This is a genomic window from Pseudomonas trivialis (assembly GCF_036864995.1).
GTDB lineage: Bacteria > Pseudomonadota > Gammaproteobacteria > Pseudomonadales > Pseudomonadaceae > Aquipseudomonas > Aquipseudomonas trivialis.
Genome location: NZ_CP142151.1, coordinates 3,818,466 through 3,844,268, shown reverse-complemented (window position 1 = coordinate 3,844,268; position 25,803 = coordinate 3,818,466). Strand labels below are relative to the sequence as shown.

Below are 25,803 nucleotides of genomic sequence, written 5' to 3'. Positions count from 1 at the left end.
TGTGTTGGCAGCTTCAGCGGCGCCTGACTGCGCGCACCACCGGCTGGGAGCTGCTCGAAGAACGACTGGCCACCGCGCAACTGGCCCAGGAAGGGCTTGCCGCCCAGTTGGATGCCAGCCGCGATGAGATCAGCGACTTGAGCCACGCCAACGCGGCCAAGCAGGCGGATCTGGCGGCCGTGCGTCGCGAGGTCGAACTGCTGCAGATCGACCGCGATAATGCCCGCGATGCCGCCCACGCCTGGAATCTCGACCGCAGCGCCAAGGAAACCGAACTGCGCCGCCTCGACGCCCTGGCGGCCGCCTTGCGCGCCGAGCTGCGCGAGCAACAGGACAGCCATCAGCAACGCCTCACCGACCTGCAAGGTTCCCGGGATGAGCTGCGTGCGCAATTCGCTGAGCTGGCCGGGAAGATCTTCGACGAGCGTGAGCAGCGTTTCGCCGAAACCAGCCAGGAACGCCTCGGTCAGCTGCTCGATCCGCTCAAGGAGCGCATCCAGTCCTTTGAAAAGCGCGTTGAAGAAAGCTACCAGAATGAAGCCCGTGAACGTTTCTCCCTGGCCAAGGAGCTTGAACGCCTGCAGCAATTGAACCTGCGCCTGTCGGACGAAGCCACCAACCTGACCCGCGCCCTCAAGGGCCAGAAAACCCAGGGCAACTGGGGCGAGTTGATCCTTGAGCGCGTGCTGGAGCATGCAGGCCTGGAGAAGGGCCGCGAGTACCAGACACAAGTCAGCCTCAAGGGCCCGGACGGCGAGCGCTTCCAGCCGGATGTGCTGATCATGTTGCCCGGCGACAAGCAGGTGGTGGTCGACTCGAAGGTCAGCCTGACCGCCTATCAGCAGTATGTGGCGGCGGATGACGAGGTGATCGGCCAGGCGGCGTTGAAGCAGCATGTGCTGTCGCTGCGCAATCACGTCAAAGGCTTGGCCGGTAAGGATTACAAACGCCTGGAGGGCTTGCACAGCCTGGACTTCGTGCTGCTGTTCGTGCCGATTGAGGCGGCTTTTTCGGCGGCCTTGCAGGCCGAGCCCAACCTGTTCCAGGAAGCGTTCGACCGCCACATCGTGATCGTCAGCCCCACCACCTTGCTCGCCACATTGCGGGTGATCGACAGCCTGTGGAAGCAGGAGCGCCAAAGCCAGAACGCGCGGGAGATCGCCGAACGGGCCGGGTGGCTGTACGACAAGTTCGTGCTGTTTATCCAGGACCTGGATGAAGTGGGCAACCGGCTGCAGCAGTTGGATAAGGCTTACAGCGCAGCGCGCAACAAGCTCACGGATGGACGCGGAAATCTGGTCAGCCGCACCGAGCAATTAAGGCTGCTCGGCGCCCGCGCCAGCAAAAGCCTGCCGGCCGATTTGCTCGAACGTGCGATGACCGACTCTGATGGCGTGGCGCACGTTCCCGAATAAAAACGCAGCACTCAATGTAGGAGGGACTTGCTCCCGATAGCGGCGGGTCAGCTACGTTTTGGTTGGCTGAGCGACTGCAATCGGGAGCAAGCCCCCTCCCACATTTTGACCGATTGGAGCAGGCTTACAGCGGCAGGTGCCGGCTCAGCAGGGCCCGCAACGCAGCCGGCTTAACTGGTTTGGCCAGGTAGTCCAGCCCCGCTGCGTGAACTTCGGCCACTGTCTCTGCACGACCATCGGCGCTGATTACCACGCCGGGAATCGGCTCGGCCAGCTGCGCACGCAACCAGCCCATCAGCTCGGTGCCGGTTTCGCCGTGGTCCAGGTGATAGTCCACCAGCACCAGTTGCGGGCGTACGCCGTCGGCGAGCAAGACGGCGCATTGCGCCCGGTCGGCGGCGGTCCATACTTCGCAGCCCCACCGGGTCAGCAGGCTGCGCATACCGATCAGGATGCTGTCTTCGTTGTCCACGCACAGCACGCGCGCGCCGCTCAGCGGTTGGCCGGTTTCCTGCGGCGCCTTGAGCGGCGGGCTGGCTTGATTGCGCGCCAATTGCACGCGCACGCTGAACACGCTGCCTTTGCCCGGCCAGGAGCGCACGCTCAGGCGGTGGCCCAGCACCCGGCACAAGCCATCGGCAATCGCCAGGCCCAGACCCAGGCCTTTCTCGGCGCGGGTCTGGTGGCTGTCCAGGCGCTTGAACTCCTCGAAAATGACCTTCTGTTTATCCAGCGGAATGCCCGGGCCACGGTCCCACACCTCCAGGCACAATTCCCCACGACGCCGTCGTACGCCCAGCAGCACCGGGCCTTCGGCATAACGGAACGCGTTGGTCAGAAAATTCTGCAAAATCCGCCGCAGCAGCTTGATGTCACTGTCGACCCGCAGACGGCTGCCGCGCAGACGAAAGCGCAAGCCTTGCTCCTGAGCCAACGCCTTGAACTCGGCGCCGAGGGTGTCGAACAGTTCGTTCAGCAAAAACGGCTGACGCTGCGGGTTGATCTTGCCGTTTTCCAGACGCGAAATATCCAGCAGGTCGCTGATCAGGTCTTCAGCCGAACGCAGCGAACTGTCCAGGTGCTGCACCAGTTGCCGGGCGTCGCTCGACAGGCCGTCGTGCTGATGGGAGAGGGCTGCGGAGAACAGGCGTGCGGCGTTCAAGGGCTGCATCAAGTCATGGCTCACCGCCGCGAGAAAGCGGGTTTTCGACTGGCTGGCAGACTCGGCCACGCCCTTGGCGTCGGTGAGTGCCAGGTTGAGCTGCGACAGTTCATGGGTGCGCTCGGTCACCCGTTGTTCGAGGCCTTCATTGGCTTCGGTGAGTGCCTGCTCCGCTTCGCGGAAAGCGGTGATATCGGTGAAACTCATGACAAAGCCGCCGCCCGGCATCGGATTGCCGATCAGCTCGATCACCCGGCCATTGGGAAACAGACGCTCGGAGGTGTGCGCACGACCCTGGCGCATCCAGTGCAGGCGTCGCGCCACATGTACCTCGGCCTCGCCCGGGCCGCACAGGCCGCGTTCGGCGTTGTAGCGAATGATGTCGGCAATCGGCCGGCCCACGCTGATCAGCCCGTCCGGGTAATTGAACAGCTCCAGGTAACGGCGGTTCCAGGCCACCAGCTTGAGCGACTGGTCGACCACGCTGATGCCCTGGGTGATGTTCTCGATGGCGCCTTGCAACAGAGCCCGGTTGAACTGCAGCACTTCCGAGGCTTCGTCGGCGATGCGGACGACGTCCTCAAGCTGCATGTCCCGACCTTCAATGGCCGCTTTTACCACTGCCCGCGTCGACGAGGCGCCGAGTACCCCGGCCAGCAGGCGTTCGGTGTGGGCGATCCAGTCATTGTCGGCATTCTGATTGGGGTTGAAGCCCTTGCCCTGGCGATAGGCGAAGCGGATGAAGCTTTGCTGCGCGCGTTCCTCACCGACAAAACGCGCCGCCAGGCTGAGCAGGTCGCTGATCTGCACCGACAGCATGGAGCGCGCGCTGGCGCGCTGGCTGGTCTCCTGGCCGATAAAGCGGCCGGCCTGCCAATGCTCGGAAACCCGGGTGCGCGACAACATCGACACCCACACGAAAAGAGTGAAGTTGCCTGCCAGGGAAAACACCGTGCCGAGGGTCAGCGAGGTGACGGACAACCCCAGCGGGTGCGAATGCAGCCAGGTCATGCCGGGGAAAATACTGAAGGACCAACCGAGACTTTTCGCGGTCACCGGTAGGACCAGGGTGTAGAACCACAGGAACGTGCCCGCCGCGAGGCCTGCAAACACGCCACGCCGATTGGCCTGCTTCCAGTACAACGCGCCGAGCATGGCAGGCGCCAGTTGGGTCACGGCGGCAAAGGCGATCTGACCGATGGTGGCCAGACTGGCGGTGGAGCCCAGCAGCCGATAGCTGACATAGGCCAGCAGCAGGATGATCACAATGCTGACCCGGCGCACCGAGAGCATCCAGTGGCGGAACACTTCGAACGGCCGCTCGGCGCTGGAGCGGCGCAGCAGCCAGGGCAGCAGCATGTCGTTGGAAACCATGGTCGACAGCGCGATGCTGGCCACGATCACCATGCCGGTGGCGGCCGAGGCGCCGCCGATGAACGCCAATACCGCCAGCGCCGGATGAGCTTCGGCCAGGGGCAGGCTGATCACGTAGGAGTCGGGCAACACCGAGCCGGGCAGCAGCATTTTGCCGCCCAGGGCAATCGGCACCACAAACAGTGCGGCGAGGATCAGGTACGCCGGGAACACCCACTTGGCCAGGCGCAGGTCCTGCGGGTCGATGTTCTCGACCACCGTGACGTGGAACTGCCGCGGCAGGCAGATGATCGCCATCATGGCCACACCCGTCTGCACCACCATCGACGGCCAATTGATGGTCTCTTTCCAGTATTCCTCCAGCCGGGGCGCGAGCATCGCCTGGCTGAACAGGTCGTCGAAACCGTCATATAAGCCGTAGGTCACAAACGCGCCGACCGCAAGAAACGCGAACAACTTGACCAGCGACTCGAATGCAATCGCCAGCACCATCCCTCGGTGGTGTTCGGTGGCGTCGAGGTTGCGGGTGCCGAAGACGATGGTGAACAGCGCCAGCACCAGTGAAACCACCAGCGCCGTGTCCTGGGCGCGGGTGCCGGTGGTGTCGGCGCCAGAGCCGATCAACAGGTTGACCCCGAGCACGATGCCTTTGAGTTGCAGCGCGATATACGGCAGCACGCCGACCAGGCAGATCAACGCAACCACCACGGCCAGCGACTGGGATTTGCCATAACGGGCGGCGATAAAGTCGGCGATGGAGGTGATGTTTTCCTGCTTGCTGATCAGCACCATCTTTTGCAGCACCCAGGGTGCCAGTACCAGCAACAGCACCGGGCCCAGGTAGATCGGGATGAATGCCCACAGCTGTTCGGCCGCCTGGCCGACGGCGCCGAAGAACGTCCAGCTGGTGCAATACACCGCCAGCGACAGGCTGTACACCCAGGCGCGCACACGTGGTGGCAATGGCGCGCGGCGGCGGTCACCGTAGAAGGCGATGGCAAACATAATGGCCATATAGGCCAGGGCAACGGCGGCGATCAGCCCGCTGGACAGCGTCATGTTAACTCCGAGCACAGGAACACCCAGGCAGACCCGGCCCGGCGGGACAGTCTCGCATGATGCAGAGGGTTAGTCAGTGTCGACCAAGGTCGCCTCCTCGATCACCTCGTTGGCAGGGTTTTCTGACGCAGGATGTAACCCGTCACCAGCATGGCGCTGGTCAGCATGAACCCGCGTGCCCAGGGCGAAGGCACCAGATAGCAGGACACGCCGATACTCAGCCACATCAGGCCGATGGCATAGACCTTGCCCTTGAGCGGGATGCCATTGCCGTCCAGATAGCCCCGAATCCACGGGCCCAGTTGCGGGTGTTCCACCAGCCAGTGGTAGAAGCGCGGAGAGCTGCGTGCGAAGCAGGCGGCGGCGAGAAGGAGGAAGGGCGTGGTGGGCAGCACCGGCAGGAAGATGCCGATCACCCCCAGCGCCACGCTGAGCCAGCCGATGGCCAGCAGCGTATAGCGCAGGAGCAGCGAGCGATTGCCCATGGGTGTCACGGGCAAACCACTCAGTGGTGGCGAGGCTTGAGAATCGCCGGTTTTTCGTCGGGCGCGTTGCACAGCAGGTACAGCGCGGTGAGGGCTTCCGGGATCTGTACGATCATGTCGTCCATCAGATTGGCGTCGGCGGCTATGTCGGAGAATTCAGCTTCTTCTTCAAACAGGCCCGAACCAACCATGATAGGCAGCAGCATCTCGCTGACTTCTTCTTCGGCCGATTCGAACCAGGTGGCTTCACGCAGGAACACGCCTTCCATGAAACCGATGCACCAGCCGCGCAGGTCGGAATCATCCGGATCTTCGCCCAGGTCCAGCTCGCACGGCAGCTCGAATTCCTCGTCGGAGGCCAGTTGGCGACCGATGTGTGCCTTGAGGGCCACCAGGGTGGATTCGATTTCCTCGCGGTGGGCATCGTCGGTGTAGTGAGGCTCTTCAGCAAACAGCGCGTCGATCCATTCACGATCGGGGACAACGTCGGCGCAAATCGACAGGGCGGTCAGGTAGCCGTGGGCGGCCACGTAGTCCAGCGCCTCGTCATGCAGCTCATCGGCGTCGAGGAAGGCTTGCAGGCGGGTTAGTTGCTCAGCGAAGGACATTGAAGGACTACCTTGGGAATAAACGATGCTGAATTCTAGGCTTTCTTGAGCGCCCAGGCCAGCCGCACTGCAGATTTGCCAGGTTTTAGCGAGAGAGGTCTATTCGTCAGTCGCGCCCTTTGCCGGATGACGCTCGGGTATACTGCCGCGTTTTGTGATGCCCCATGCAGGCCGGGCGGCGCTCCGGGAAAACTTCGCTTACGGATTATTTTCCGTGCCCGCGCAGTTTTTCGGCCAGCCTGTACAGAGGGATTTCGGCACCATTTTGGAGTTTTACATGCTCGAGCAGGCTCAACGCGTCCTCAAGGACATCTTCGGCTACGACAGTTTTCGTGGCCGCCAGGGTGCGATCATTGAGCGCGTGGCCAACGGTGGTGATGCCCTGGTGTTGATGCCCACCGGTGGTGGCAAATCCTTGTGCTTCCAGGTGCCGGCCTTGCTGCGCAATGGCCTGGCGGTGGTGGTTTCGCCGTTGATCGCATTGATGGACGACCAAGTGGCCACCCTGGAAGAACTCGGCGTCGCTGCGGCTTCGCTGAACTCCACCCTCAGCGCCGAGCAGCAGCGCGACCTGGCCACACGCATCAAGCGCGGCGAAGTGAAAATGCTTTATCTGGCCCCCGAGCGCCTGGTGCAGCCGCGCATGCTGGCGTTTCTGCAGAGCCTCGAAATCGCGCTGTTCGCCATCGACGAAGCCCACTGCGTGTCGCAGTGGGGGCATGATTTTCGTCGCGAATATTTGCAGTTGGGCCAGTTGGCCGAGCTGTTCCCCGACGTGCCGCGTATCGCCCTGACCGCCACCGCCGACAAGCGTACCCGCGAGGAAATCGTCGAGCGCCTGCATCTGCAGAACGCCGAGCGTTTCCTGTCGAGTTTTGACCGGCCGAATATCTTCTACCGCATCGTCCCCAAGGAGCAGCCGCGCAAGCAGTTGCTGGCGTTCCTGTCCGAGCGGCGCAGCGATGCCGGCATTGTCTACTGCCTGTCGCGTAAAAAGGTCGACGAAGTGGCGGCGTTCCTCTGCGAGCAGGGCTACCCGGCGCTGCCGTACCACGCGGGCCTGCCCAATGAGACGCGCTCGGCCCACCAGAGGCGCTTCCTCAACGAGGAAGGCCTGATCATGGTGGCAACCATTGCGTTCGGCATGGGCATCGACAAATCCAACGTGCGCTTCGTCGCCCACATGGACCTGCCCAAATCCCTCGAGGCTTACTACCAGGAAACCGGCCGCGCCGGCCGCGATGGCCTGCCGGCGGATGCCTGGATGGTCTACGGCCTGCAGGACGTGGTGATGCTCAAGCAGATGTTGCAGAACTCCGAAGGCGACGAGCGTCACAAGCGCCTGGAGCAGCACAAGCTCGACGCCATGCTGTCGCTGTGCGAAGAAACCCGTTGCCGCCGCCAGACCTTGCTCGCCTACTTTGACGAAGACATGCCCGAGCCCTGTGGCCATTGCGACAACTGCACCGATGGCGTGCAGACCTGGGACGCCACCGAGCCGGCGCGTCAGGCGTTGTCGACCATCTACCGTACCGGCCAGCGCTACGGCGTGGGCCATTTGGTGGATGTATTGCTGGGCAAGGACAACGAGAAAGTGCGCAGCTTCGGCCACGAAAAGCTCTCGGTCTATGGCGTCGGCAAGGCCCGCGCCGAGGGCGAATGGCGTTCGTTGTTCCGGCAGATGGTCGCGCGCAACCTGGTGGACATCGACATCGAAGGCTACGGCGGCCTGCGCCTTAACGACAGTTGCCGGCCGCTGCTCAAGGGCGAGGTAACCCTGGAGCTGCGCCGCGACCTCAAGCCGCAGACCACCGCCAAGAGCAGCAGCACCAGCCAGGCCAGTCAGTTGGTGCGTGGCGAAGAACGCGAACAGTGGGAAGCCTTGCGCACCCTGCGCCGCAAACTGGCGCAGGAACACAGCGTGCCGCCTTACGTCATCTTCCCCGACTCCACCTTGCTGGAGATGCTGCGCGAGCAGCCCACCACCATGGCGGAGATGGCCAGAGTCAGCGGTGTGGGCGCGCGCAAGCTGGAACGCTACGGCCAGGCCTTCCTCGAAGTGCTGGGCGGGCAGGTCGAAGCGCCAAAGGAAGTCGCCGATATCCGCCACGAATTGATCAGCCTGGCGCGGGCCGGCATGACGCCGATCCAGATCGCCGGCCAACTGCAATGTTCGGAAAAAAACGTCTACACCCTGCTCGCCGAATCCATCGGCAAGCAGCAATTGTCACTTGAGCAGGCCCTTGATTTACCGGAGGATCTGCTCGGCGAAATTCAGGATGCCTTCCTTGACGGAGAGGGCGAACTGCCACCCGTTGCGCAGATCGCACCGCTGTTCACCGGACGTGTGCCGGAAGGCGTCCTGTACTGTGTACGTGCGGCGTTGCAGTCTGAATTCGAGATTTAATGGGCCAATTTCGACAATGTAACGAATCAGTACATAGCCACTATTGCCTATGGGCATGGCTCATGCTTAGCTGACTAATAATTAGCCAAACTTTATTTTCAGTCTAAAACACGAGTTTTTTATGCCGTTAACCGATCAACACCGATTTGGCATGCAACTGGCGCAAATGTCCCGAGGTTGGCGCGCCGAGCTGGACCGACGCCTCGCGGGGCTGGGCTTGTCCCAGGCGCGCTGGCTGGTGCTGCTGCACCTGGCGCGCTTCGAAGATGCCCCGACTCAGCGGGAGCTGGCGCAGAGCGTTGGTGTGGAAGGGCCTACCCTTGCGCGGTTGCTTGATAGCCTCGAAGGGCAGGGGTTGGTGCAGCGCCAGGCCGTGGTGGAGGATCGCCGGGCCAAGCGGATTTTGTTGTGTGACACGGCTCGGCCGTTGATTGATCAGATTGAGACGATTGCCACTGCCTTGCGCCATGAGTTGTTTGTGGGGGTGGACGAGGCGGATTTGAAGGTGTGCATGCGGGTGCATGGGCATATTTTGCAAAATTTGGAGAAGTCTTGATTAAGTGATCCGTTATTTGGGTAATGGCTACTGGCGGTTCCGCTCTTACAGCGTGTCACTTTTTGAAGAGCACAAAAACTAACCCAAAACGCTTCGCCCAACACTCGGCATCTCGCCTGCGTTCGGCCAGCGTGTTTGACGGGGCGCCTCAGATCAAGAGCAAGAGCGCGGCGGCCTTAGAGCCGACCGGAATTCTCTGCTGAACACTGTACAAAATGTGGGAGGGGGCTTGCTCCCGATGGCTGAGTGTCAGTCTGCTTATTGGTAGCTGACCCATTGCTATCGGGAGCAAGCCCCTCCCACATTTTGATCTCCATTTGTTTGATGGATATCACACTGCTTTTGATCTGCTTGGCTTGGCTTTTGATCCTGCTTTTGATCTTGGGCGCCCCGTCAAACACGCTGGCCGAACGCAGGCGAAGTACCGAGTGGTGGGGCAAGAGCCTTTTGGCTGGGCCGGCATTCCGGCTCTTTCCAAAAGTGACCCGCCGTAAGGGCGTAACCATTACCTAAGTAACGGATATACCCCACCCAAAAACACCCCTCCTAAAACGTCTGCCCCAAATTCAAATAAACCGCCTTCTGCCGCTCATCATTAAACCCATAACTGAAATTCAACGGCCCCAGGGGCGTATCAAACCCCAAAAACACACTCGCAGCATTGATATACCCGCTGTCGAACTCATTATCATTGTTCCACGCTCGACCCCGCTCCAGAGAAGCCCCCAGGTACAGCGGGAAATCCAGTGGCAGGTACGAGCGCGGCGTCAGTCGGCGATAGTAAACCGCCCGCATCAGGCTAATGTTCTGCCCCGAAATCGCATCCTGACGAAACCCCGACAACTGCCGCGCGCCGCCCAGCAGAAAGCTGGAAACCACCACCTCCGAGTTGTCCAGCGTGCGCCCGTAACGGCCCCCCAGCACCAGCGTGTCCGGGCCATGGCTCATGGCCTTGTCCAGCTTGAACTCCCATTGCCGGTAGCGCTGGTCGGAGCCCAGTCCCGGTTCAAATTCGCGGAAAGCCAGGCCGATATCTTCGCCCGTGTGGGGGAAGTACACATTGTCCAGAGAATCGAAGGAGTATTTGAGTTCGTAGAAGCCTTCGCTGAAGCTCGCGCTCGGCAGGTCGCGTTCGCCGATGCGCACGTCCGCCTTGCCCCAGGCCTCTCCGACGCCGAAGCGAATCTCGCCGCTGTTGCCGATCTGCCGTCCGACATTCAGGCCAAACCCATAGCGCTCCACGCGGTATTCGGCAATCGGGTCGTTGTCCAGCACCAGTTCGACGTTTTGCGCCCTGGCGGTTAGATAGGGCGCAACGAAGTAACGCGAGCCGGCGTCCATCGGTTGGTAGAACTCGCTGTACAACTCCTGCCGATCACCGATCTGCACACGCGTCAGCCATTCGGCACCGAGGCGGTTGATGCCGTTGACGCGGTAACTGGCGCCCAGGTTGAAGGCACTGTCGCCGCGCATGTCGTCCGACAGGTTCAGCCCCAGCCGCAGGTAGTCGGTGCCGCTACGCTTGCCCCGCGCACTGATCACCAGGGTGTTGTCCCGGCCTTTTTTCACCACGCGGTATTGCACCTGTTCGAAGTAATCCAGGCCATACAGGGTGCCCATGTCCGATTGCAGGCGGCCCAGGTTGAGGGGCTCGCCCAGGGGTTGGCGGATGTAGTAGCGGATCACGTCGTCGCTGACTTTCGAGTCGTTCTCCACGTTGATGGCGGTAATCACTGGTGTGCGCTCGCCAGGGGCTCGCGCGGCCACCAGTTCGGCATCGATCTGTTCGGCGGGACGCAGGTGGGCCAGGCGCTGGTCGAGGGCGCGGGTGGCGCGGTAGCCGGCGTCGATCATGTCCCTGGCGCGGCCGAAATCGGTGACGCCGTAGGCGCTCAGCGGCGGCTGGATCAGCACGTCCTTGGGGTGCAGGGCCTTGAGTTGTTCTTCGGAGTTGCGCCGGGTCATCAGGGTGATGGACTGGTTGAGTACATCTACCACCGTAGCCAGTTGCTTGCGCGAGCGTAGCGGGGTGCCGATGTCGACCACGATGGCAATGTCGACGCCCATCTCACGCGCCACATCCACGGGAATGTTATCGGTCATGCCACCGTCCACCAGCAATCGGCCGTCCAGTTCCACCGGGGCGAACACGGCAGGGATCGACATGCTGGCGCGAATCACCTGGGGCAGATGGCCTTTGCTGAACACCACTTTTTCGCCCGTGGTGATGTCGGTGGCCACCGCCCGAAACGGGATAGGCAGTTTGTCGAAATTACGCGTGTTGCTGCTGTGGGCGAACATGCTCTCCAGCAGCAGTGCGAGGTTCTGGCCCTGGATCACGCCCAGCGGCAGGCCGAGGCTGCCGTCGTCGCGGAAGCTGAGTTTCTGCTTGACCAGGAAATCCCGGTCATCCTGCTTGCGGCGAAACGGTACGTCTTCGCGCGGTGGCGCATCGGACAGGGCTTGCTGCCAGTCGATGCCCAGCGCGAGTTTTTCCAGTTCGTCGATCTTGTAGCCCGATGCGTACAGCCCGCCGATCACCGCGCCCATGCTGGTGCCGGCGATGGCATCGATGTGGATGCCTTGCTCCTCAAGCGCCTTGAGCACGCCGATGTGGGCCAGGCCACGCGCGGCGCCGCCGGACAGCACCAGGCCGATTTTCGGGCGTGGCGGTTCAACGGCATCGGCAAGAAGGGGAAACAGGCACAGGAACAGGCAGGACAACAGGCGGCGCATCATGAATCTCAAGGCTGGGCGATAATGGCCGGTATTATAGCCACTCGATCCGCTGAGGCCGTTACGCCAGGAGCCTGTCAAATTATGTCCGCGAACAAACCCGAAATCGTCATCACCTACTGCACCCAGTGCCAATGGCTGCTTCGCGCGGCGTGGCTGGCGCAGGAGCTGTTAAGCACCTTTGCCGAGGATCTGGCCCGGGTCGCGCTGGAGCCTGCGACCGGCGGGGCATTTCGGATTACCTGCGACGGCGTGCAACTGTGGGAGCGCAAGGCCGACGGCGGCTTCCCCGAGGCCAAGGTGCTCAAGCAACGGGTGCGCGACCAGATCGACCCGCAGCGTGATCTGGGCCACAACGACCGTACCGCGTAAGGGTCAGTTCGCCCCAGCCGGCTGCTTGGCCTGAGCGGCGCTGCCCATCAGGCCGGACAGCACAATGGCGACGATGATCAGCGCGCCGCCCAGCAGCATGCGCAGGGTTGGCGTTTCAGCGAACAGCAGCCAGGCCACGGTAATGCCATAGACCGGCTCCATGGCGAACACCACCGACGCGGTGCGTGCCTTGATCACTGCCAGGCTGGCAACAAACAGGCTATGGGCCAGGCCCGTGCAGAACACCCCGAGCAGGCCGATCCACAGCCAGTCAATCGCACGCACCTGCGCCAGCCCCGGTGCCGCCACGGGCAACAGGCACATCGCGACCACCACGTTCTGGCACAACGCCGCCTGCACCGCCGGAATTCGCCCGGAGCCGGCGCGGTTGTTCAGCGACAGCAACGAGAACAGCAACCCCGAGACAATCCCCCACAACAGGCCGCCGGTAGCTTCGCTGGCAAGATTGAAGTCCGGCGTCACCAGCACCAGGCCGACCGTGACCAGCGCCACCAGCAGCACTTCGTTGGCGCGAATGCGTTCGCGAAAAATCAGCCCTTCAAGGATCACGGTAAACGCCGGGAACGCAGTGAACCCCAGCGTGGCAACCGCCACACCGGCCACTTTGACCGCAATAAAGAACGTCACCCAGTGCGCCGCCAGCAGTACGCCGCTGATCACCAGTCGGCGCCAGTCGCGCATCTGCAGTGGCTTCCAGGGAGCATTGCTGGCGAACCGGGCAAATACCGCCAGTGCCAGCACGGCAAACGCGGCGCGACCAAACACGATAATGGCAGGTGAGGCGGCCGCCAGTTTGCCGAATACGCCGGTGAGGCCAAACATCAGTGCGCCGATATGCAGGGCGCCGAGGGCTGAGCGGGGAGTCATTGCGATCCTTGAACCAACGAGGTGACAGAGGCGCAGTCTAGAGGGTTGCGCAGGTCGGCGTCTGTCGTCCGCCTCGCGATTTTTATCGCATGACTATTCCTGCAACGCACGCTGCGTCGGGATGATCGCAGCCAGGTCGCTGTCATCAGACTGACGCACCGTTGTCATGGGCTATTAATCGCCAGGGCGCAAGCTCGCGAAAACACCGCCGAGGCAAGCCCATGACCAGTGCAGAGTCCATCAAGCCCAGCCGCAAGCAAAGGGTGCGTACCCTGTGGATTTCCGACGTGCACCTGGGCACCCGGGATTGCCAGGCTGAACACCTGTCGCAATTTCTCAAGGGCTACCACGCCGACAAGGTGTACCTGGTGGGCGACATCATCGATGGCTGGAAAATGCGCGGCGGCATGTATTGGCCTCAGGCTCACACCAACGTGATACGCCGTCTGCTGACCATGGCCAAACGTGGTACCGAGGTGATTTATGTCACCGGTAACCATGACGAATTTTTGCGCCGATATTCCAAGCTGATCCTGGGCAATATCCAGCTGGTGGACGAAGCGGTGCACGTCACCGCCGATGGTCGTCACCTGCTGGTGATTCACGGCGACCAGTTTGACGTGATCACCCGCTATCACCGCTGGCTGGCGTTTCTTGGCGACTCGGCCTACGAATTTACCCTCACCTTGAACCGCTGGCTCAACCATTGGCGGGCGCGCTATGGCTATGGCTACTGGTCGCTGTCGGCGTATTTGAAGCACAAGGTGAAGACCGCAGTGAGTTTTATCAGCGATTTCGAAGAAGCCATCGCCCACGAAGTGACCAAGCGCGAGCTGCATGGAGTGGTGTGCGGGCATATTCACCATGCAGAGATTCGCAAGGTGGGCGAGGTGGACTACCTCAACTGCGGGGATTGGGTTGAATCCTGCACCGCGCTGATCGAGCACTGGGATGGGCAGATCGAGTTGTATCGCCTGGCGGATGCGCAGGCGAAAGAAGCGCAGCCTCAAGGCCGAAATGGTCGCAGGCTGAAGGTGTGGGAGGGCGCAAGCCCCTCCCTCCTTTAGTTGGGTGACACGTCGGCGATGGCCTGGGCCAGCCTGTTCAGGCGCGTTGCATCTATGCCTGCGACGTTGGCTCGTCCCGAACTCACCATGTACACGCTGTGCTTCTCACGCAGTTGTTGGACCTGCTCGGCACTCAGGCCGGTGTAGGAAAACATTCCGCGCTGCGTCCCGATATGTGCAAACCGCTCAGCCAACCCATGGGGGGCCAGGGCGTCCACCAGCCCGGCACGCAATTGGGCGATGCGCGCGCGCATGGCTTCGACCTCGCCGCTCCACAGGGCGCGCAGTTCAATGTCGCCGAGGATGGTGGCGACCACCGCCGCGCCATGATCCGGCGGTGTCGACCACAGGTTGCGCGCGGTATTGGCCAATTGGCTGCGCACATCCGTCAGCTTCTCGGCATCGGCCGCACACACGATCAGCGCGCCCACGCGGTCGCTGTAGAGGCCGAAGTTCTTCGAGCACGAGCTGGTCACCAGCACTTCGGGCAACTCGGCGGCAAACAAGCGCACGGCCCAGGCGTCCTGTTCCAGACCGTCGCCAAAGCCCTGATAAGCGAAGTCGATCAGCGGCAATAACTGGCGCTCGCGCACAATCTGCAGCACCTGGCGCCAGTCATCCCGGGACAGATCGAAGCCGGTCGGGTTGTGGCAGCAGGCGTGCAGCAGCACCACGTCGCCCTCCGGCACCGTGGTCAGCGTCGCCAGCATTGCCGCCACGTCCAGGCGATTGTCAGCCCCCACGTAGGGGTAATGGCTGACCTTGAGCCCGGCCCTGGCGAAGATACTTTCGTGGATCGGCCAGGTCGGGTCGCTCAGCCAGACACCACGGCCGGGCAAACTCTGGGCGATAAAGTCGGCGCTCAGGCGCAGGGCACCGGTGCCGCCCGGGGTTTGGGTGGCGCTGGCGCGGCGTTCACCGAGCACCGTTGAATCGGCGCCCAGTACCAGTTCGCAGAGCAGGGTGCCGAAGGCCGCATTGCCGTGGCCGCCGATGTAGGTCTTGGTGGTCTGCGTGTCCACCAGGCGCTGCTCGGCGAGTTTCACCGCATAGGGGATCGGCGTCAGGCCCTGATCGTCCTTGTACACGCCCACGCCGAGGTCGAACTTGTGCGGGCTGGCGTCCTGGGCGTACAGCTCCATCAGGCCCAGGATCGGGTCGCCGGGCACGCGGCCAATGGCATCGAAATGCATCACTTGCGGCCCTCGGCGCCGGTGGCCACTTCGTCGGTGCGCGCGGCCATGATGAAGTCGTTGCGGTGCAGGCCCTTGATCGAGTGGCTCCACCAGGTCACGGTGACCTTGCCCCATTCAGTGAGCAGGCCAGGGTGATGGCCCTCGGCTTCGGCGATCTCACCCACAGCGTTGGTGAAAGCCAGGGCGAACTTGAAGTTCTTGAACAGGAATACCTTTTCCAGCTGCATCACGCCGTCGCGCACTTCGATGTTCCAGTCAGGGATCTGCTTGAGCAGTACCGGCAACTCTTCATCGCTGACTTGCGGGGCGTCGGCGCGGCAGGCTTCACAGTGGGCTTGGTTCAACGTGGTCATGGAGATGTCCTGAATTCGAAAGGTGAAGGTCAGTGGCGTCACCCTAAAGCAACGCGCGGCCAGGGAACAGACTCACCTGGCGTCAAAATACACGGTTCACGCAGCCTTGGGCTTGGGGGGAAACTTGGGCGCGTGAAGACCCAGCTGCATGCCGCGCTCGACCATGCCCATGATGTCTTCCTGCGCCACGTCGAACAGGCGCTTGAGCTCGGGCAGGACGAAATACAGCGGTTGCAGGATGTCGATGCGGTACGGCGTGCGCATGGCTTCCAGTGGGTCGAAGGCTTGATGTTCGGGCTGCGCAGACAAGCTGTACACCGTCTCCCTGGGCGACGACAGAATGCCGCCACCGTAGATGCGCAGGCCGCCGGGGGTGTCCACCAGGCCGAACTCGATGGTCATCCAGTACAGCCGCGCCAGGTACACCCGTTGCTCCTTGGTGGCCGCCAGGCCGAGCTTGCCGTAGGTGTGGGTGAATTCAGCGAACCAGGGGTTGGTCAGCAGCGGGCAGTGGCCGAAGATCTCGTGAAAGATATCCGGCTCTTGCAGATAGTCCAGTTCCTCGCGGGTGCGAATAAACGTCGCCACCGGAAACTGCTTGCTGGCGAGCAGCTCGAAAAAGGTCTGGAAGGGGATCAGCGCCGGAACGCGAGCCACTTGCCAGCCGGTGGTGTCGGCCAGCACTTGATTGATTTCGTCCAGTTGCGGGATGCGGTCCAGTGGCAGGGCCAGCTTGTCGATACCGTCCAGGTATTCCTGGCAGGCGCGACCCTCGATCACCTTCAGTTGGCGCGTGATCAGGGTGTTCCACACCGCGTGTTCTTCCGGCGAGTAATGGATAAAACCTTGCGCATCGGGCTCGCGGGCCACGTATTGCGTCTGCTTCATACGGCTCTCCTGCTAGGCGTTCGTTATTGTTATGTCCTGCGATACCGGTATTGATACGCCCTGCCGGGCAGGATTCCATCCGGTTTCCAGAGTCAGTTGCAGGAAAAGCCACTACCGTTCGTAAAGAATTCGTTACGAATCTGCGCTCGTCACGGCATTGGGCTGGGAAAAGGACACTGGCTGTAACATAATCTTGACGATAATCTGCGCTCAGCGACAAAAACACGCGGCGTCTTCCCACTCTTCGGGTCTCTTCATGCGTATCAAAGTGCATTGCCAGAACCGCATCGGCATCCTGCGGGATATTCTCAACCTGCTGGTGGAGTACGGCGTCAACGTCGCCAAAGGCGAGGTCGGCGGTGAGCATGGCAACGCCATTTACCTGTACTGCCCAAACCTGGTGAACATGCAGTTCCAGGCCTTGCGCCCGAAGTTCGAGGCAATTGGCGGGGTGTTCGGCGTAAAACGGGTAGGGCTGATGCCCAGCGAGCGCCGGCACATGGAACTCAACGCCTTGCTGGGCGCCCTGGAGTTTCCGGTGCTGTCGATCGATATGGGCGGCTCCATCGTTGCCGCCAACCGCTCGGCCGCGCAGTTGCTCGGGGTGCGGGTGGACGAGGTGCCGGGAATTCCGCTGTCGCGCTACGCCGAGGATTTCGACTTGCCGGAACTGGTGCGCGCCAGCAAGTCGCGTATCAACGGCTTGCGGGTCAAGGTCAAGGGCGACGTGTTCCTGGCCGATATCGCGCCGTTGCAATCGTCCGAGCACGATGACAGCGAAGCCATGGCTGGCGCCGTACTGACCCTGCACCGTGCCGACCGCGTCGGCGAGCGCATCTACAACGTGCGCAAGCAGGAGTTGCGCGGCTTCGACAGCATTTTCCAGAGCTCGCGGGTCATGGCCGCCGTGGTTCGCGAGGCGCGGCGGATGGCGCCGTTGGATGCGCCGCTATTAATAGAAGGTGAAACCGGCACCGGCAAGGAATTGCTGGCCCGCGCCTGTCACCTGGCCAGCCCGCGTGGGCAATCACCGTTGATGGCGCTCAACTGCGCGGGGTTGCCGGAGTCGATGGCCGAGACCGAACTGTTCGGTTACGGCCCCGGCGCATTCGAAGGGGCCCGCGCCGAGGGCAAGCTCGGGCTGCTGGAACTGACGGCGGGCGGAACCCTGTTTCTTGATGGCGTAGGGGAAATGAGCGCCCGGTTGCAGGTGAAATTGCTGCGGTTTCTGCAGGACGGTTGCTTTCGTCGAGTGGGCAGCGATGAAGAGGTGTACCTGGATGTGCGGGTGATTTGTGCGACCCAGGTGGATTTGTCCGAACTCTGCGCGCGGGGGGAGTTTCGTCAGGATTTGTATCACCGGCTGAATGTGTTGTCGTTGCATATCCCGCCGTTGCGCGAGTGCCTGGATGGCTTGGCGCCGTTGGTGGAGCACTTTCTCGACCAGGCCAGCCGGCAGATCGGCTGCCCGCTGCCAACACTGGCACCGGCGGCCATGGACCGGCTTGCTCATTACCATTGGCCGGGGAATGTGCGGCAGTTGGAGAATGTGTTGTTTCAGGCGGTTTCGTTGTGTGAGGGCGGGGTGGTCAAGGTGGAGCATATTCGACTGCCGGATTATGGGGTGCGTCAGCCGCTGGGGGATTTTTCGCTGGAAGGGGGATTGGAGGCGATTGTCGGGCGGTTTGAGAAGGCGGTGTTGGAGGCGTTGTATGTGGAGCATTCCAGTAGCCGGCAGTTGGGGAAGCGGTTGGGAGTTTCGCATACGACTATTGCTAATAAGTTGCGCGATTATGGGGTGGTGAAGGGGGCTTGAGTGCGTCTGGGGGTGGGTACATATCCGTTATTCAGATAACGGCTGATATCGGCTCCGCTCTTACAGCGGCTCACTTCTGGGAGGAACTGTATAGTCCGGACACATGTTTGACGGGGCGCTTCCAGATTAAAAGCAAAAGCGCGGCGGCCTTAGAACCGACCGGGTTTCTCCTGCCTGGCGCTGTTCAAAATGTGGGAGGGGGCTTGCTCCCGATAGCAGGGGGTCAGCTACCCATAACCTGACTGACACTCAGCCATCGGGAGCAAGCCCCCTCCCACATTTGGATCTCCATTTCTGAAGGTATCAGACTGCTTTAGATCTGCCTTGCTCTGGCTTTTGATCTTGGGCGCCCCCGTTACCCAAATAACGGATATGCACACAAAAACCCAGGTAGCCCCCAAAAAAACCAACCCGCGTCAGTTTCAAGACCGATACTTGCCGCCCGCGGCAGTAGTCCGCCGTTTTTTCGACTATCCCCCACCCATCCGCCCACCTCAGCTCCCCCCAAACCCCCGGCCCACCTGTACTTGCGTGCATTCCGAAAAGTTGGACCGCAAATTGCTTAAGCCTCATCAGTACAGCGGTGGGCGGCAAGCGTCCGTCAGAAAGAGGATAGAGCGTGGACAAATACCTTTACGTGGCAATGACCGGCGCCAGCCAGAATGCTCTGGCGCAGAAGGCCCATGCCAACAATCTGGCGAACATTTCCACCAACGGCTTCCAGCGCGACCTGGAGCAGGCGCGTTCGATGCCGGTGTTCGGTGACAGCTTTCCGGCGCGGGCGTTTGCCCTGACCGAGCGGCCAGGCACTGACTTCTCGCCGGGTGCCATGATCGAAACCGGTCGTGACCTCGATGTGGCCGTCAGCGGCGACGGCTGGATGGCCGTGCAAACCCCGGATGGCGGCGAAGCCTACGTGCGCAGCGCCAGCATGAATGTGGACGCGCTGGGCGTGCTGCGCGCCGCCAACGGCATGCCGATCATGGGCAACGGCGGCCCGATTGCCGTGCCGCCCCAGCAGAAAATCGAAGTGGGCACCGACGGCACCATCAGCATCCGCGCCATGGGCGAAGGCCCGCGGGTGATGGCTGAAGTGGACCGCATCAAGCTGGTCCAGCCGGACCTCAAGAACATGACCAAGGGGCTGGACGGCACCATCCACACCAAGGATGGCCAGCCGGCCCAGGTCGATGCGCGGGTCACGCTGAACTCGGGTTTCCTGCAGGCGAGCAACGTCAACGCGGTGGAGGAAATGACCGCAGTGCTGGCGCTTTCCAAACAGTTCGAGCTGCACATCAAGATGATGAACAGCGCCAAGGAAGACGATCAGGCCATGACTCGCGTCATGCAGATGAGCTAAGTCACCCACTAATTTCGCAGCACGGCGCCAACGATCAGGCGCACGAAGGAGAACAGCATGCTTCCGGCTCTATGGGTTGCCAAAACCGGTTTGTCCGCCCAGGACACCAACCTGACCACCATTTCCAACAACCTGGCGAACGTGTCGACCACGGGCTTCAAGCGTGATCGCGCCGAGTTCCAGGACTTGCTCTATCAGATCAAGAAACAACCGGGCGCGCAGTCGACCCAGGACAGTGAGCTGCCGTCGGGCCTGCAACTGGGTACCGGTGTGCAGATCGTCGGCACCCAGAAAAACTTCACCGCCGGTAACCTGCAGCAAACCGGGCAACCCCTGGACATGGCGATTAACGGCAAGGGGTTCTTCCAGATCCTGCAACCGGATGGCACGACTTCCTACACCCGTGACGGCACATTCCACCTGGACGCCAACGGTCAGGTCGTCACCGCCAATGGTTTTGCCCTGGAACCTGCGATTGTGGTGCCTGCGAATGCGCAGACCTTCACCGTCGGTAACGACGGCACCGTGTCGATCACCGTCGCCGGCAACCCGGCGTCGCAAGTGATCGGCAACCTGCAGACCGCCGACTTCATCAACCCGGCCGGCCTGCAGGCGATGGGCGGCAACCTGTTCCTGGAAACCGCCTCCAGCGGCGCGCCGCAAATCGGCACTCCAGGCCTCAACGGTTTCGGCACCACCCTGCAAAGCACCCTGGAAACTTCCAACGTCAGCACGGTTGAGGAGATGGTCAACATGATCACCACTCAACGCGCCTACGAGATGAACTCCAAGGTGATTTCCACCGCCGACAAGATGCTTTCGTTCGTCACGCAGAATCTGTAATCAAGTCTATGGGGCGCTTGCGAGCGCGTCTGCAACACCGTGAGGTTAGGGTCATGAATCGCTTTGTTTGTGTCTTGGCATTGAGTGGGATCAGCGTGCTGGCGGGGTGTGTCGCGCCGTCGCCGAAACCCAATGACCCGTACTACGCGCCGGTGTTGCCGCGCACGCCATTGCCGGCGGCCGCCAACAATGGCTCGATTTACCAGGCCGGTTTCGAGCAGAACCTGTACAGCGATCGCAAGGCGTTCCGGGTCGGTGACATCATTACCATCACCCTGAACGAGCGCACCCAGGCCAGCAAGAACGCCAACTCCCAGGTGGGCAAGACCAGCAAGGCCGGCATCGGCCTCACCTCGCTGTTCGGTGCCGTGCCCAACGTCAATAATCCGTTGGGCGATGGCGACCTGAGCTTGAGCGCCGGTTACAGCGGCGACCGTGCCACCAATGGCAAGAGCGCGGCAGGGCAGGGCAACAGCCTGACCGGTTCGATCACTGTGACCGTGGCCGATGTATTGCCCAACGGCATCATCGCGATACGCGGTGAAAAGTGGATGACCCTTAACACTGGCGACGAGCTGGTACGCATTGCTGGCATGGTGCGTGCAGATGATATCTCCACCGACAACACCGTGCCGTCGACCCGCATCGCCGATGCCCGCATCACGTACTCCGGCACCGGCGCGTTTGCCGATGCGAGCCAGCCGGGCTGGTTCGACCGTTTCTTCCTTAGCCCGCTGTTTCCTTTCTAGGTGCCCATTAAGGTGAGAACTTTGAACCTCAAGCAACTGCTGGCGGCGGCGCTCCTGCTGAGCCTGAGCGCTGTCGCCCAGGCCGAGCGCCTGAAAGACATCGCCAGTATTTCCGGCGTGCGCTCCAACCAGTTGATCGGTTACGGCCTGGTGGTGGGGCTCAGCGGTACGGGTGACCAGACCACCCAGACCCCGTTCACCCTGCAGACCTTCAACAACATGCTCTCGCAGTTCGGCATCAAGGTGCCGGCGGGTTCGGGCAACGTGCAACTGAAAAACGTCGCGGCGGTGTCGATCAGCGCCGATTTGCCGGCGTTCTCCAAGCCGGGCCAGGTGGTGGATATCACCGTGTCGTCCATCGGTAACTCCAAGAGCCTGCGCGGCGGCACCTTGCTGATGACGCCACTCAAGGGTATCGACGGCAACGTCTACGCCATCGCCCAGGGCAACCTGGTAGTGGGCGGTTTTGACGCCGAGGGCCGCGACGGTTCGAAGATTACCGTCAACGTTCCGTCGGCCGGACGCATCCCTGGCGGCGCCACCGTGGAACGCACCGTGCCCAGCGGGTTCAACCAGGGCAACAGCCTGACCCTGAACCTCAATCGCTCCGACTTCACCACCGCCAAACGTGTGGTCGACAAGATCAACGACATGCTCGGCCCAGGCGTGGCCCAGGCCATCGACGGTGGCTCCGTGCGCGTCACCGCGCCACTGGACCCAAGCCAGCGTGTCGATTATCTGTCGATCCTGGAAAACCTCGAGGTCGATCCTGGCCAGGCGGTGGCCAAGGTCATCATCAACTCGCGTACCGGCACTATCGTGATCGGCCAGAACGTCAAGGTTTCGCCGGCGGCGGTCACCCACGGCAGCCTGACCGTGACCATCACCGAAGACCCGATCGTCAGCCAGCCCGGGCCATTGTCCAATGGCCAGACGGCGGTGGTGCCACGCTCGCGGGTCAATGCCCAGCAGGAAGCCAAGCCGATGTTCAAGTTCGGCCCCGGCACCACCCTGGACGAGATCGTCCGTGCGGTGAACCAGGTGGGCGCGGCGCCAGGCGACTTGATGGCGATCCTCGAAGCCCTGAAACAGGCCGGCGCCTTGCAAGCCGACCTGATCGTGATCTGAGGCCATGGCCATGGATATGCGCAAGAGCGGCATCAGCAGCACGGCGGACTCGGGGTCTTACTCCGACTTGAACCGGCTTAACCAGCTGAAGGTCGGCGACAAGAACAGCGACGGAAACATGCGCAAAGTGGCGCAGGAATTCGAGTCGCTGTTTCTCAGCGAAATGCTCAAGTCGATGCGCAAGGCCACCGACGCCGTGGGCGAAGACAACCCGCTGAACACCGATGCCGCCAAGCAATACCAGGATATGTACGACCAGCAACTGGCGGTGTCGATGTCCCGCGAGGGTGGCGGCATCGGCCTGGCCGACGTGCTGATGCGCCAGATGCAGAAGAACAAGCCGGTGGACGCCCAGGCGGCCACCCTGCAAGGCCCTGGGGCGACTGAGCCGGCGAAGAAAGTCGATGTGCCAACCGAGATTGCGGCCGGTACCCAGGCTTCCGGCCCGTTGGGCCGCTCCAATGGCCAGCGGCCGCTGTGGGCGTACCGTGTGGCTGAGCCCCAGGCCGGCGGCGCGGCGTCCCACAGCAATGACGTGGCACTGATGAACCAGCGCCGCATCGCCTTGCCGAGCAAGCTGACCGACCGTCTGCTCGCCGGCATCGTGCCGACCGCGCCGGTGGCTATCGACGCCAAAAGCGCGCCGCTGCGCAACAGCGCCTCCGCCGACAATGTGGTCAACAGCAGCGCGCGAGCGTTTGCCGCGCCGAGCGGGCAGATGCAGGTGTACGCCCGCGCCGTGGCCCAGCCACCGTTGGCGCCGGCGAAGAAAGCGTTCAGTTCCCAGGATGAATTTGTCGCCACCATGCTACCGATGGCCAAGGCCGCCGCCGCGCGCATTGGTATCGATCCGAAGTACCTGGTGGCTCAGGCCGCTCTGGAAACCGGCTGGGGCAAGTCAGTAATGCGCGCCCAGGATGGCAGCAGCAGCCACAACCTGTTCGGTATCAAGGCCGGCAAGAGCTGGCAGGGCGAACAGGCCCGTGCAATCACCAGCGAGTTTCGTGACGGGGCGATGGTCAAGGAAACGGCGCAGTTCCGTTCCTATACGTCCTACCAGGACAGCTTCCATGACCTCGTCACTTTGCTGCAAAGCAATGATCGCTATAAAGATGTTGTGAAATCAGCCGACAACCCGGAGCAGTTTGTGCGCGAGTTGCAAAAAGCCGGATACGCAACCGACCCGGATTACGCCAGCAAGATTTCGCAGATCGCAAAAACGATGGGCAGTTACCAGAATTACGCTGCCGCTGGCGCAACCACACATTTATAAGGTTTGAACCATGAGTTTGCTCAGTATCGGGATGTCGGGGCTCAACGCCGCTCAAGGGTCGTTGTCAGTCTTGAGTAACAACATCGCCAACGCCAATACCTCGGGCTATTCGCGTCAGCAGACCACGCAGAACGCCAGCGCGGCCAACCCTTACGGTGGCCTGTTCGTCGGTACCGGCACCACCCTGGCCGACGTGCGCCGGGTGTACAACGAATTTCTCGACGCGGCTTACCAGAACAGCACGGCGCTCAATAACGACGCCAAGGCTTATTCGGGCCAGGCCAGCGCCATCGACAAGACCCTGTCGGACAAGACCACCGGCATGTCTTCGGTGCTGAGTGGGTTCTTTGCCGCTGTGCAGACCTCGGCGACCAACCCCAGCGACGTGTCCGCCCGCCAGGTGCTGCTGACCAGCGCGCAGACCCTGAGCAACCGCTTCAATGCGATTTCCAGCCAGTTGACCCAGCAAAAAGAGTCGATCAACGGTCAACTGAGCACCATGAGTGATCAGGTCAACCAGTTGACCTCCTCCATCGCCTCGCTCAACAAGCAGATCACCCAGGCGCAGGGCTCCAACATGAGTGCGCCGGCCAACCTGCTGGATGCGCGCAACGAGGCGGTGCGTTCGCTCAATGAGTTGGTGGGCGTCACCACCGGCGAGAAGAACGGCGTGTTCAGCGTCAGTACCGGCAGTGGCCAGTCCCTGGTGCTGGGCGACCAGTCCAACAGCATTTCGGCAGTGCCGAGCAAAAGCGACCCGACCCAGTACACCATCCAGCTCAATGCCGGTGGCAGTACCGCCATCGACCTGGGCAATGTACTCAGCGGTGGCAGCATCGGTGGCCTGTTGCGTTACCGCAGCGATGTGCTGACGCCCACCATCAACGACCTGGGGCGTATCGCGCTGGCTACCGCCGACACCGTCAACAGCCAGCTGGGCCAGGGCCTGGACCTGAACGGTGACTTTGGTGCGTCGTTGTTCAAGGACATCAACAGCGCCGCCGCCATTGCGCAGCGCAGCCAGGGGGCGGCGGGCAACAGTGCCGGCTCCGGCAACCTGAATGTCACGATCAAGGACACCAGCAAGCTGTCGACCTACGACTACAAGGTCAGCTTCACCAGCGGCAGCACTTATACCGTGCTGCGTTCCGACGGCAAGGCGATGGGTGCGTTCGACACCACCACCACGCCGCCGCCGGTGATCGACGGCTTCACCCTGGCACTGGATGGCAAGGGCCCCATGGCCGCCGGTGACAGTTTCAAGGTCAGCCCTACCGCCAATGGCGCGACCACCATCGGCACCCAGCTGACCGACGCCAATAAAGTCGCGTTCGCCGCGCCGTTGCTGGGCGAGGGCAGCAAGACCAACCAGGGCACCGGCACCTTCACTCCGCCGACCCTGACCGTGCCGATTGACATCCACGGCGGCGCCGACACTGCTCAATTGCGTACAGGGATCGAAAGCTCGATGCCGGTAAAAATGGTGTTCGGCAAGCCGGCCGCCGATGGCACCCAGAGCTACACGCTCAACGATGCCCAGGGCAATTCGATTGGCACCGGCACCATCATCCCGGGCCAGACCAACAAGATCACGGTTGACGTGCCGATGCGCGATGCCAGTGGTGCCGTGCTGGTGCCGGTCAAGAGCTTCAAGTTCGATACCACTGTCGCCGGCTCGCCCGCCAATGGCGACAGCACCACGTTCTCGTTCAATGCGACGGGCAAGTCCGACAACCGCAACGCCCAGGCGCTGCTCGACCTGCAGACCAAAGTCACGGTGGGGCTGAGTGACGGCAGCGGCGGCGGCGTGAGCCTGGTCGGCGCGAACAGTCGACTGGTGTCCACCGTCGGGGCCAAGGCCGCCTCGGGCAACACCGACACCACGGCCACGGGCGCACTGCTCAAGGCCAACCAGGACGCGCGCAACTCGGTATCCCAGGTCAACCTGGATGAAGAAGCGGGCGACATGATCAAGTTTCAGCAGTACTACACCGCGTCGTCGCAGATCATCAAGGCGGCGCAAGAAACCTTCAGTACGCTGATCAATAGTCTTTAAGGGAGCCTGGGA

20 protein-coding genes are annotated in these 25,803 nt (G+C 62.1%); 12 read left to right on the top strand and 8 right to left on the bottom strand.

Annotated elements, in window-relative coordinates; all coding sequences use genetic code 11:
- The first annotated feature begins 50 nt into the window (after positions 1-50).
- Positions 51-1,415 (top strand): DNA recombination protein RmuC, encoded by a 1,365-nt coding sequence (gene rmuC / locus VRB54_RS16725; protein ID WP_338481122.1) that lies wholly within the window; start codon positions 51-53, stop codon positions 1,413-1,415.
- Positions 1,416-1,539: 124 nt separating this feature from the next.
- On the opposite strand, the gene VRB54_RS16720 is transcribed toward rmuC, so the two are convergent.
- From VRB54_RS16720 to VRB54_RS16710, 3 genes are all read right to left on the bottom strand, one after another.
- A complete protein-coding gene (locus VRB54_RS16720) occupies positions 1,540-5,010 on the bottom strand; it encodes a NahK/ErcS family hybrid sensor histidine kinase/response regulator (protein ID WP_338478055.1) in 3,471 nt (1,156 codons plus the stop codon).
- A 101-nt stretch (positions 5,011-5,111) separates the two neighbouring features.
- Complete coding sequence (locus tag VRB54_RS16715; RefSeq protein WP_338478054.1) at positions 5,112-5,495, bottom strand: YbaN family protein; 384 nt, start codon at positions 5,493-5,495, stop codon at positions 5,112-5,114.
- 20 nt (positions 5,496-5,515) lie between these two features.
- Positions 5,516-6,103, bottom strand: a complete 588-nt coding sequence (locus VRB54_RS16710; protein WP_338478053.1) for a YecA family protein — start codon at positions 6,101-6,103, stop codon at positions 5,516-5,518.
- A 277-nt stretch (positions 6,104-6,380) separates the two neighbouring features.
- On the opposite strand from VRB54_RS16710, the gene recQ reads away from it, so the two are divergent.
- Together recQ and VRB54_RS16700 are read left to right on the top strand one after the other, a co-directional pair.
- Positions 6,381-8,510: a DNA helicase RecQ gene (recQ, locus tag VRB54_RS16705; RefSeq protein WP_338478052.1), complete on the top strand. Its 2,130-nt coding sequence runs from the start codon at positions 6,381-6,383 to the stop codon at positions 8,508-8,510.
- A gap of 121 nt (positions 8,511-8,631) precedes the next feature.
- Complete coding sequence (locus VRB54_RS16700; protein ID WP_057010357.1) at positions 8,632-9,066, top strand: MarR family transcriptional regulator; 435 nt, start codon at positions 8,632-8,634, stop codon at positions 9,064-9,066.
- 546 nt (positions 9,067-9,612) lie between these two features.
- On the opposite strand, the gene VRB54_RS16695 is transcribed toward VRB54_RS16700, so the two are convergent.
- On the bottom strand, positions 9,613-11,802 hold the full coding sequence (locus tag VRB54_RS16695; protein ID WP_057010358.1) for a patatin-like phospholipase family protein: 2,190 nt from the start codon (positions 11,800-11,802) through the stop codon (positions 9,613-9,615).
- An 84-nt stretch (positions 11,803-11,886) separates the two neighbouring features.
- Between VRB54_RS16695 and VRB54_RS16690 the strand changes: the two genes are divergently transcribed.
- Entirely contained in the window at positions 11,887-12,174 is a 288-nt protein-coding gene (locus tag VRB54_RS16690) for a SelT/SelW/SelH family protein (protein ID WP_338478051.1), read from the top strand.
- Positions 12,175-12,177: 3 nt separating this feature from the next.
- On the opposite strand, the gene VRB54_RS16685 is transcribed toward VRB54_RS16690, so the two are convergent.
- Positions 12,178-13,062, bottom strand: coding sequence for a DMT family transporter (locus VRB54_RS16685; RefSeq protein WP_338478050.1), 885 nt, complete (start codon positions 13,060-13,062; stop codon positions 12,178-12,180).
- Positions 13,063-13,283: 221 nt separating this feature from the next.
- On the opposite strand from VRB54_RS16685, the gene VRB54_RS16680 reads away from it, so the two are divergent.
- Positions 13,284-14,129: a UDP-2,3-diacylglucosamine diphosphatase gene (locus tag VRB54_RS16680; RefSeq protein ID WP_338478049.1), complete on the top strand. Its 846-nt coding sequence runs from the start codon at positions 13,284-13,286 to the stop codon at positions 14,127-14,129.
- On the opposite strand, the gene VRB54_RS16675 is transcribed toward VRB54_RS16680, so the two are convergent.
- The 3 genes from VRB54_RS16675 to phhA form a co-directional block, all read right to left on the bottom strand.
- Positions 14,126-15,322 (bottom strand): amino acid aminotransferase, encoded by a 1,197-nt coding sequence (locus VRB54_RS16675; protein ID WP_422396113.1) that lies wholly within the window; start codon positions 15,320-15,322, stop codon positions 14,126-14,128. The genes VRB54_RS16680 and VRB54_RS16675 overlap by 4 nt on opposite strands.
- Positions 15,322-15,678 carry a 4a-hydroxytetrahydrobiopterin dehydratase gene (locus tag VRB54_RS16670; RefSeq protein ID WP_003238764.1) on the bottom strand — a complete coding sequence of 119 codons (357 nt, stop codon included), beginning with the start codon at positions 15,676-15,678 and terminating at the stop codon, positions 15,322-15,324. Before VRB54_RS16670 ends, VRB54_RS16675 begins: the two co-directional genes overlap by 1 nt.
- Before the next feature lie 96 nt (positions 15,679-15,774).
- Positions 15,775-16,566 (bottom strand): phenylalanine 4-monooxygenase, encoded by a 792-nt coding sequence (gene phhA / locus VRB54_RS16665; protein WP_338478046.1) that lies wholly within the window; start codon positions 16,564-16,566, stop codon positions 15,775-15,777.
- Positions 16,567-16,822: 256 nt separating this feature from the next.
- On the opposite strand from phhA, the gene VRB54_RS16660 reads away from it, so the two are divergent.
- The 7 genes from VRB54_RS16660 to flgK all read left to right on the top strand — a co-directional run bounded on the left by VRB54_RS16660 (position 16,823) and on the right by flgK (position 25,791).
- Positions 16,823-18,382 (top strand): sigma-54-dependent transcriptional regulator, encoded by a 1,560-nt coding sequence (locus tag VRB54_RS16660; protein ID WP_231421574.1) that lies wholly within the window; start codon positions 16,823-16,825, stop codon positions 18,380-18,382.
- Positions 18,383-19,001: 619 nt separating this feature from the next.
- Positions 19,002-19,742 carry a flagellar basal body rod protein FlgF gene (locus VRB54_RS16655; RefSeq protein WP_338478045.1) on the top strand — a complete coding sequence of 247 codons (741 nt, stop codon included), beginning with the start codon at positions 19,002-19,004 and terminating at the stop codon, positions 19,740-19,742.
- Between the two features lie 57 nt (positions 19,743-19,799).
- Positions 19,800-20,585, top strand: a complete 786-nt coding sequence (gene flgG / locus VRB54_RS16650) for a flagellar basal-body rod protein FlgG (RefSeq protein WP_003230929.1) — start codon at positions 19,800-19,802, stop codon at positions 20,583-20,585.
- Positions 20,586-20,638: 53 nt separating this feature from the next.
- Positions 20,639-21,334, top strand: a complete 696-nt coding sequence (gene flgH / locus VRB54_RS16645; protein ID WP_057008190.1) for a flagellar basal body L-ring protein FlgH — start codon at positions 20,639-20,641, stop codon at positions 21,332-21,334.
- Positions 21,335-21,355: 21 nt separating this feature from the next.
- Positions 21,356-22,462, top strand: coding sequence for a flagellar basal body P-ring protein FlgI (locus VRB54_RS16640; protein WP_003230933.1), 1,107 nt, complete (start codon positions 21,356-21,358; stop codon positions 22,460-22,462).
- A 4-nt stretch (positions 22,463-22,466) separates the two neighbouring features.
- On the top strand, positions 22,467-23,735 hold the full coding sequence (gene flgJ, locus VRB54_RS16635) for a flagellar assembly peptidoglycan hydrolase FlgJ (protein ID WP_209983493.1): 1,269 nt from the start codon (positions 22,467-22,469) through the stop codon (positions 23,733-23,735).
- A gap of 10 nt (positions 23,736-23,745) precedes the next feature.
- Complete coding sequence (gene flgK, locus VRB54_RS16630) at positions 23,746-25,791, top strand: flagellar hook-associated protein FlgK (RefSeq protein WP_338478044.1); 2,046 nt, start codon at positions 23,746-23,748, stop codon at positions 25,789-25,791.
- The last annotated feature ends 12 nt before the right edge of the window (positions 25,792-25,803 follow it).